This is a genomic window from Dellaglioa sp. CoH-55-MRSF-8 (assembly GCF_056782195.1).
In genome coordinates, this window is record NZ_JBXAYH010000232.1 from 1 (window position 1) to 252 (window position 252).

Sequence of the window (252 nt, forward strand, 5' to 3'; positions counted from 1 at the left end):
GGAAGCCGCCGTGCTGTATCAGGGACATCTGGACGAGCAGAACCGCATGAAAGCATCGCGCCAGCTCGACCGTGCGGTGGCCGCCGAGTCGAAACAGTTCAAGCTAGGGTTCACTCGTGAGCAGTTGGACGCGCTTCATCTTGTCATGCAGCACGTAGCTGCGACAACTCGTCACCGCGAAGGCTCCAAGCTCGACAAGGCGATGAAGCTGCTGGCGGGGTTCCTGAAATGATCGCGTCCGGAGCCAGCATC

The 252-nt window shown here is 60.3% G+C and carries 1 protein-coding gene; it reads left to right on the top strand.

Annotated features, from left to right (window positions below):
* Positions 1-232: hypothetical protein (locus tag AC1RPW_RS08580; protein WP_481769542.1), on the top strand; the 232-nt coding region annotated here is incomplete at its 5' end.
* Positions 233-252 lie beyond the last annotated feature (20 nt).